Below are 8,203 nucleotides of genomic sequence, written 5' to 3'. Positions count from 1 at the left end.
TAGTAATATACGTAGCATCTACAATAGTAGCGGTAGAACAGTTGGCTTCTGTCGTTTCTCATTCTGTTTTGATAGCAGAACAGGCAGCAACTGGTGCCGCCACATATGCGGCCGCGGGAGAGGTAAGAGGGGTATAGGCGACAGGGCCCCGCACCGGCCCGGCCGAGCCGGGACGCACGCAGGTCGCCGCGCCGCCGCTCGCCGCACCCGCAGCGGGCCCCGACGGGCTGGACGCCGCCGTCGTACGCCGACGCGTGGCCGAGGCCCGTGCCTCGGCCGCGGACGGGGCGGAGCCGCCGCTGGCCCCGCTGATCGCCGAGGCCCTCGACGCGCCGATCGACGACCCGCGCGTGGCGGCGCTGGTCGATGAGCTCGACGGCTTCGGCCCGCTCGCACCCTGGGTGCGCACCCCGGGCGTGACCGACGTGCTCGTGGACGGCGCGGGCGCGGTGTGGACCGACGGGGACGGGGGCCTCGTCCGCCGCCCCGATCGGCTCGACCCCGAGACCGCCCGGGCGCTCGCGGTGCGGCTGCTGCACCGGGCCGGCCGCCGCCTCGACGCGGCGGTGCCGCTGGCCGACGCCCGCGTGGGCGGCGTGCGCGTCCACGCGGTCCTGCCCCCGGTCAGTGGCGGCGGCACCCTGCTGAGCCTGCGGATCCCGGCCGCGGCGACGCCGTCGCTGGCCGCGCTGGCCGACGGCTGGCCGGACGGTGCCCTCTGGGCCGACGCCCTCGAGGCGCTCGTGCGCGACCGCGCCACCGTCCTGGTCAGCGGCGCGACCGGGGCGGGCAAGACCACGCTGCTCTCCGCGGCCCTCGGCCGGGTGCCGGGGGACGAACGGATCGTCGTCGTGGAGGACACGGCCGAGGCCGCGCCCGATCACCCGCACGTGGTCGCCCTGCAGTGCCGCGCCGCCAACGCGGAGGGCGCCGGCGAGGTCGGACTGGCCGAGCTCGTCCGCCACGCGCTGCGGATGCGGCCGGACCGGCTCGTGGTCGGCGAGTGCCGCGGCGCCGAGGTGGCCGACGTCCTCACCGCCCTGAACACGGGACACCAGGGCGCGTGGGGCACCCTGCACGCCAACGCCGCCGCCGAGGTGCCCGCCCGGCTGACGGCCATGGCCTCCCTGGCCGGCTGGCGGCCCGAGACGGTGGCCGCGCAGGCCCGCGCCGGCGTGGACGCCGTGCTGCACATCGCCCGCGACGGCCACGGGCGGCACCCCGTGGAGCTCGCCGTCCCGGACCCGCGCGCCGACGGGTTCGTCCTGCTGCCCGCCCTCACGTGGCGGCCCGGGACGGAGGCGACGGGCGGGCGGACCGTCGAGGGACCCGGCGTGCCCGCGCTCGCGGCCCGGCTGGCGGGGCGGAGCGGCCGGTGAGCACGACGACGGCGGCAGGGCAGACACGACGGTCGCGCGCTGGGCGTGCCGAGCCGCTGCTGCCCTGGCGGGCGGGGCGGGCGAGGCCGGAGGAGGAGACGGAGGTGCTCGTCGGCGCGCTGCGCCGCTGGGCCGCCCTCGTCGCGGCCGGCCTGACCGAGGAGCAGGCCTGGCGGGAGACCGCGTGCACCCTGCCCGCCTGCGGGTCGGGTCCGGGCGAGGCGGGTGCCGCATGCTGTGCCCATCACCGCGCCCGACGCCGGGCCGAGGCGCTGGCCTGGGATGTGGAGGCGGGGGACGCGATGGCTCATGACGCCACCCTGCACCGGGAGGCGGCGCGCCGCGGCGGGACCCCGTCCTGGCGGACCCCCGCACGGGACCCGGGCTGGGCGCTGATCGATGCGGCGCTCGCGGCCGGGGCCCGGGCGGGCGCGGCTCCCGCAGCCGTGGCCCGGCGGTTGGCCCACAGCCTCGAGGCGGACGTGGACGCGGCCCGGGCCCGCCGCTCGGCCGCGGCGGGGCCGGGCGCGACGTCCCGACTGCTGCAGTGGCTGCCCCTGGGCGGCCTCGGCCTCGCGTGGCTGCTCGGCACCTCCCCGTGGGACCTGGTCCGCTCGCCCGTCGGCGCCGTGGTCGCCGCGGTGGGGCTGCTGTTCTGGCTGGCCGGGCGGTCCTGGACGCGCCTGCTGCTGCGTTCGGCCGCGCGCGAGCCGGCGGCCGTGGGCGCCGCCGTCGTGCTGGACGTGCTGGCGGCGCTGCTCAGCGCCGGCCGATCCCTGCCCGCCGCGCTGGACGACCTCGGCCGGACCCTGCCGGGCGCCCGCGGCCTGCGGGCCACGGCGGCGCTGCTGCTCTGGGGCCGGGACTGGGACGAGGCGTGGGCGGGCCTCGACACGGACCCGGTGTGGATCGAGACCGCCGCCCGACTGCGACCGCTGCACCGGTCCGGGATGGCCGGCGCCCGCACGCTGGCCGAGACTGCCGCCGCCGTCCGTCAGCAGACCCGGCGGGCCGACGAACGGGCGGCCGAGGAGCTCGCCGTGCGCCTGGTGATGCCGCTGGGGCTGTGCCTGCTGCCCGCCTTCGTGTGCTGGGGCGTGGTGCCCGTCGTCATGGCCCTGCTCGGGGCGGGACCGGGCTGAGGCCGTGGCGACGCCGGGGCGTCCGGTCCTGCACAGGGCCCCGATCGCCCCGGCCCATCCCCGGATCCGCATCGCCCCCGGCGCGCGGGCCCCGGAGCGGGCCAGCCTGGGACCAGCGGCCCGGCCGGGCCGTCACCACCGCCCCGCACCGCGGGGCCCACTCCAGGAGGACCACCATGACCCACCGCTCCCACACCGCCCAGCCCGCCGTCACCCGCCCCAGCGACCGCGACCGCCTCGCCCGCGTCGTCGACGCTGCGGGCGAGGAGACCGGCGCGATCACGGCCGAGTACGGCATCCTCACCCTCGCCGCCGTGGGCTTCGCGGGTGTGCTGGCCGTCGTGCTCACCAGCCCGGACGTGCAGTCGCTGCTCGTGGACCTCGTCACCGGGGCGCTCCAGCGTGACTGAGCACCCGACCTCCGCCCCGCCGTCCGCGCGCCGCACGGGCGCCCGGACGGCGGGGCGGCCCCGGGCGCTCCGGGGCGGCGAGACCGGGGCCGTCACCGCCGAGTACGCGGTGCTGCTGCCCGTGATCGCATTCGTGCTCGTATCCGTCCTGCTGGCCGGCGCCGCCGCGGTGCAGCGGGTGCGGGGTCAGGACGCGGCGGCGTCGGCCGCCCGCATCCTCGCCCGGGGCGACGACGAGGCGGTGGCCCGAGACGCCGTGGCACGCATGGCCGGCGACGACGCCTCGCTCTCGCACACCGTCGAGGGCGGCTGGGTGACCGTCGAGGTCGTCCAGCCCGGCCCCGGGCCGCTCGCCTGGGCCGAGGCCCTCACCCTCACCGCGCACGCCGCCGCCCCCGACCAGCGGCCCGGAACGCCCGCCGCTTCGCCGGAGAACCGGTCATGACCCGCGGGAGGGCGCCCGCGCGGGGCGAACGCGGCTCGGGCACCGTGTCCGTCCTGGGCACCGCCGCCCTGGGGGCGGGGCTGCTGCTGGCGGTCGCGGCGCTGGGGCAGGCCTCGGTCACCGGCGCCCGGGTGGCCGGGGCCGCCGATCTGGCGGCGCTCGCCGCCTCCGACGCCCGGCGCGGGCTCTCCGACCACGAGCCGTGCGCGCTGGCCGGGCGGACCGCCGAACGCAACGGGGCCGCCGTCGTGGCGTGCGAGGTGCGCGAGGACGGGACCGTGCGCGTCGCGGTCGAGCTCACCCGCGCCCCGCTGCCGGCGGCCACGGCCGACGCCGTCGCGGGCCCGCCGCGGTTTCAGGCCCCGGGCGCCGCGTCCGTGGCCCCGCCGGAGGAGGCGCCGCCCGAGCCGTCGGTCGAGGCGTCCGCCGGGACGAGGTGATCGGCGTGGTCCATCAGGAACCGCAGGACGGTCAGCGCACCGGCCTTGTCCAGTGGGCTGTTGCGGTTGCCGCACTTGGGGGACTGCACACAGGACGGGCAGCCCTCCGCGCACTCGCACGCCGCGATGGCCCCCGCCGTCGCCTCGACCCAGCGACGCGCCTGCTCGAAGCCGCGCTCGGCGAAGCCCGCCCCGCCGGGCCGGCCGTCGTAGACGAACACGGCGGGGGAGCCGGTGTCCGGGTGCAGGACCATCGAGACGCCGCCGATGTCCCAGCGGTCGTTCGAGGCGACGAGCGGCATCATGCCGATCATCGCGTGCTCGGCCGCGTGCAGGGCGCCGGGCAGGCGATCCGTGGTCAGCCCCGCGGCGATGAGCTCGTCCGAGGCCGCCTGGAACCACACCGCGGAGGTGAACAGGTCCCGTGCCGGCAGGTCGAGGGGCTCCTCGCCGAGCACCTCCCCGGAGACCAGGGCCTTGCGCTGGAAGGACACCACCTGGGTGCGGACCTGCACGTCCCCGAGGCACCAGCGCAGGGTGCCCTCGCGCGCGTCCAGGCGGCGGTGCACCGCCACGATCTCGATCTCCGTGACGTCCCGGGCCTGCGTGGTGAAGTCCGGCCAGGCGCGTGTGACGACCACCGCGTGCGCGTCCTCGTCCAGCTCCTCCACGAGGTACGTGCGGTCCTGGTGCACGTACACCGCGCCGGGATGCGCCTGGTAGTGGGTCTGGGGCGAGTCCATCGTGCCCAGCAGGGCGCCGGACTCGGCGTCGATGATGTCCATGGGGCCGCCGCCGTCGTCCCGCAGGGAGACCATGCCGGCGGCGTGCTCGGGGTGCGTCCAGAACCAGCCGGCCGGCCGACGGCGCAGCAGCCCCTGCTCGACCAGCACGTCCAACAGGGCGCGCACGCGCTCCGGCTCCCCGAACCAGCCGAACGCCTCGGGCGTGATCGGCAGCTCCGCGGCGGCCGCGCACAGCTGCGGGCCGAGCAGGTGTGGGTTCTCCGGGTCCACCACGGTGTCCTCCACGCCCAGGTCGAACACGGCCTCCGGGTGGTCCACCACGAACGTGTCCAGGGGGTCGTCCGAGGCCACGAAGAACGCGAGCGCGTCCTGGCCGCCGCGCCCGGCGCGGCCGATCTGCTGGAAGAACGACGCTCGGGTGCCCGGCCAGCCGGCCACCACCACGGCGTCCAGCCCCGCGACGTCGATGCCCATCTCCAGCGCCGGCGTCGAGGCCATGCCCAGCAGCCGACCCGAGCGCAGGTCCGCCTCCAGCTCCCGCCGCTCCTCGGGCAGGTAGCCCGAGCGGTAGGCCGCGATCCGGGTGCCGAGCCCCGGCTCGACCTCCTCGAGCTGCCGCTTGGCCGCGCTCGCGATGGCCTCGGCCCCGCGCCGCGAGCGGATGAACGCCAGCGTGCGGACCTGCTGCAGGGCCAGGTCGGTGACCAGGTCGGCGGCGGCGGCCATGGCCGAGCGGCGGACGGGCGCGCCGTTCTCGCCCCGGCGGTCCGTCAGCTCCGGCTCCCAGAATGCCACCGTGACCGACCCGTGCGGGGACGCGTCCTCGGTGACGGCCGTGGCCGGCGCCCCGATCAGCCGGGCGAAGTGCCCGGCCGGATCCGCCGACGTCGCCGACGCCCCGATGAACACGGTCTCCGGCCGGTCCCCGCGGTAGTGGGCGGCGATGCGCCGCAGCCGGCGCAGCAGGATGCCCACCTGCGAGCCGAAGACGCCCCGGTAGGTGTGCGACTCGTCCACCACCACGAACGCCAGGTTCCGGAAGAACGCGGCCCACCGCTCGTGGTGCGGCAGGATCCCCACGTGGAGCATGTCCGGGTTGGTCATGAGCACGCTGGCGTGCTCGCGGGCCCAGATCCGGTCCTGCGGTGCGGTGTCGCCGTCGTAGGGGGCCGCGCGCAGCCCCGGGGCGCCGTCCCGCTCGAGGGCGCGCCAGGAGGTCAGCTGGTCCGCCGCGAGGGCCTTGGTGGGGGCGAGGTAGAGCGCGGTGGCCCGGGGGTCGGCGGCCAGCCGGGTGCCGATCGCCAGCTGGTAGCCCAGCGACTTGCCCGACGCCGTGCCCGTGGCGAGCACGGTGTGCGTCCCCGCGCCGGCCAGGGCCGCGGCCCGCACCTGGTGCAGCCACGGCCGCTCGACGCCGCGCGCCGCGAACGCCCTGACCAGGCCCTCCGGAGCGTCCGCGGGCCAGTCCGTGTGCCGGGCCTGCCGTGCGGGCAGCTCGGTGACGTGGCGGATCTGCTCGGGCAGCCCGGTCCGGCCCAGCGCCGCACGAAGTCCGGCCCCCGCCGGGATGTCCGGGCGCAGGTCGCCGGGTGCCGTGACGGACAGCCCGGCCACGACGTCGGCCACCATCTCACCGACGGGCTGCGGCTCCGGTCCGGAGGAGTCCGGGGCGGCGTCGTCGACGGGCGGCGCGGCGTCCGCCGTGCCGGGCGGCCCCCAGCCGCCCGCGGGATCCGCCCAGGGATCGTGCTCCGGGAGGTGGCCGGTCACGCCCCCATGGTGCCGGTGTGCTCGGCGGTGGGGTTGTCCTCGGCCAGGCCGCGACCCCAGATGGACACGGGGCCGAGGTCGGTCCAGGCCAGGTGGCGGTACAGCTTCTGCCCGTCCGGGGAGGCGACGAGCAGGCCGCGGCTGATCTCACCCTCGCTCATGACCTCGGAGGTGAGATAGCGCATCACGAGGGAGCCGAGGCCGCGACGACGGTGGTTCGGGGACGTCCAGATCCGGTCGTAGACGGCGGTGCCGTCCTCCTCGGTGACCCAGCCGAGGGCGGCGAGCTCCTCCTCGCCCTCCGGCGCGGTCGAGGCGCCGACGGCCAGGATGCGCAGGCGACGACTGCCCTCCATCGGCTGGTCCACGCGGGCCTCATAGCCCTCGGGCAGCAGCGGGGGCTCCACGTCCTGCAGCTCGGGGTCCATGTCCATGGTCATGAAGCGCTCCGGCTCGGCCTGGGCCTTCAGACCCATGGCCTTGGGGTCCTCGCCGGCGTCGCCGAACACGGTGAGCAGGATCTGCTCCTGGTCCCGCACCGCCTCGCGCAGGTCCTCCAGCTCCGCGCGGGAGGGGTTCACCACCACGTGCTCCCACGTGGCCGGCACATCCACCGTGGCGCGACCGGAGCCGCCGGGGATCATGTGGGCGGGGCGGGGGGTGCGCAGGGCCGCGCGTCGCCCCGCCTCCTGGCTGACGCGGTAGCCGCGCGATCGCGACCAGGCCGCGAACCAGATGTCGACCAGTGCCGGATCCAGATGCTCAGTCATGTCTGAAGGGTAAGGCGTGAGGCCGGTGCGGGCCAGGCCCCGCCCGTCCCTCACGGCCGTCACGTCCGGGGTCGCGCACTAGCCTGGACCTCGATGAGCACCGCCGCCCTCTCCCGCATCGCGCTGTACTACCGGTTCACCCCGCTCGCCGACCCCGAGGCGGTGCGGCTGTGGCAGCGCACGCTCGCCGCGTCCCTCGGCCTGACCGGCCGGATCATCGTGTCGCCGCAGGGGATCAACGGGACCGTCGGCGGGCCGGTCGACGCGGTCAAGCGCTACGTGCGCGGCACGCGGGAGCATCCGGCGTTCCGGGATCTCGAGGTGAAGTGGTCGGACGGCTCGGCGGCGGACTTCCCCCGCCTCTCCGTCAAGCTCAAGCCCGAGCTCGTCGCGTTCGGGGCCCCCGAGCGCGTCACCGTGGACGCGGGCGGCGTCGTCGGCACGGGGGAGCGGCTCACCCCCGCCCAGGTGGACGCGCTCGTCGCCGAGCGCGCCGGCACCGCCAACCCCGTGCGCTTCCTCGACGGCCGCAACACGGTCGAGGCGGCCATCGGCCGCTTCGACGGGGCCGTGGTCCCGGACGCGCACACCACCCGCGACCTGCTCGCCGCCGTCGACTCCGGGGCCCTGGACCACCTCAAGGACGCGCCGCTGATCACCTACTGCACGGGCGGCGTGCGCTGCGAGGTCCTCTCGGCCCTGCTCAAGGACCGCGGCTTCGCCGAGGTCTACCAGCTCGACGGCGGCATCGTCCGCTACGGCGAGGCCCGTGGCGACGCCGGACTGTGGCGGGGCGAGCTGGCCGTGTTCGACCGGCGCCTGTCCACCCGCTTCACCGCCGACGCCGAGACCATCGGCCGGTGCGTCGCGTGCGAGGCACCGACCTCGGCGCTGCGCAACTGCGCCGACCCGGCCTGCACCACGCTCGAGGTCCGCTGTGCGGCCTGCGCCGCCGACGACCCCGAGCACCGCTGTCCTGTCTGCGCCCACCGCCCCCACCCCGCTGAGAGGCCGTCGCTTATACACATCTGACGCTGCCGACGATCGCATAAGTGTACATCTCGGTGGTCGCCGCAGCAATAAAACACACAGAACTCGCTA

The 8,203-nt window shown here is 76.8% G+C and carries 8 protein-coding genes; 6 read left to right on the top strand and 2 right to left on the bottom strand.

The window, feature by feature from the left end:
* Positions 1-254: 254 nt before the first annotated feature.
* The 5 genes from FLM69_RS10665 (at position 255) to FLM69_RS10645 (ending at position 3,816) form a co-directional block, all read left to right on the top strand.
* Complete coding sequence (locus tag FLM69_RS10665; RefSeq protein WP_255502833.1) at positions 255-1,379, top strand: CpaF family protein; 1,125 nt, start codon at positions 255-257, stop codon at positions 1,377-1,379.
* 104 nt (positions 1,380-1,483) lie between these two features.
* Positions 1,484-2,521: a type II secretion system F family protein gene (locus FLM69_RS10660; RefSeq protein WP_141844185.1), complete on the top strand. Its 1,038-nt coding sequence runs from the start codon at positions 1,484-1,486 to the stop codon at positions 2,519-2,521.
* A 176-nt stretch (positions 2,522-2,697) separates the two neighbouring features.
* On the top strand, positions 2,698-2,931 hold the full coding sequence (locus FLM69_RS10655; RefSeq protein ID WP_044658881.1) for a DUF4244 domain-containing protein: 234 nt from the start codon (positions 2,698-2,700) through the stop codon (positions 2,929-2,931).
* On the top strand, positions 2,924-3,376 hold the full coding sequence (locus FLM69_RS10650) for a TadE family type IV pilus minor pilin (protein WP_141844184.1): 453 nt from the start codon (positions 2,924-2,926) through the stop codon (positions 3,374-3,376). Before FLM69_RS10655 ends, FLM69_RS10650 begins: the two co-directional genes overlap by 8 nt.
* Positions 3,373-3,816 (top strand): Rv3654c family TadE-like protein, encoded by a 444-nt coding sequence (locus FLM69_RS10645; protein WP_101967385.1) that lies wholly within the window; start codon positions 3,373-3,375, stop codon positions 3,814-3,816. Before FLM69_RS10650 ends, FLM69_RS10645 begins: the two co-directional genes overlap by 4 nt.
* On the opposite strand, the gene FLM69_RS10640 is transcribed toward FLM69_RS10645, so the two are convergent.
* Both FLM69_RS10640 and FLM69_RS10635 read right to left on the bottom strand, forming a co-directional pair.
* Positions 3,732-6,332, bottom strand: coding sequence for a DEAD/DEAH box helicase (locus FLM69_RS10640; RefSeq protein ID WP_101967386.1), 2,601 nt, complete (start codon positions 6,330-6,332; stop codon positions 3,732-3,734). The two genes, FLM69_RS10645 and FLM69_RS10640, sit on opposite strands and share 85 nt — an antisense overlap.
* Complete coding sequence (locus FLM69_RS10635; RefSeq protein ID WP_101967387.1) at positions 6,329-7,102, bottom strand: GNAT family N-acetyltransferase; 774 nt, start codon at positions 7,100-7,102, stop codon at positions 6,329-6,331. The genes FLM69_RS10640 and FLM69_RS10635 overlap by 4 nt, the downstream gene beginning before the upstream one ends.
* Before the next feature lie 93 nt (positions 7,103-7,195).
* Between FLM69_RS10635 and FLM69_RS10630 the strand changes: the two genes are divergently transcribed.
* Complete coding sequence (locus tag FLM69_RS10630) at positions 7,196-8,134, top strand: rhodanese-related sulfurtransferase (protein ID WP_141844182.1); 939 nt, start codon at positions 7,196-7,198, stop codon at positions 8,132-8,134.
* Positions 8,135-8,203: the final 69 nt, after the last annotated feature.

The organism is Micrococcus sp. R8502A1 (assembly GCF_006704135.1).
GTDB lineage: Bacteria > Actinomycetota > Actinomycetes > Actinomycetales > Micrococcaceae > Micrococcus > Micrococcus luteus.
This window is presented reverse-complemented; position numbering and strand designations above follow the sequence as displayed.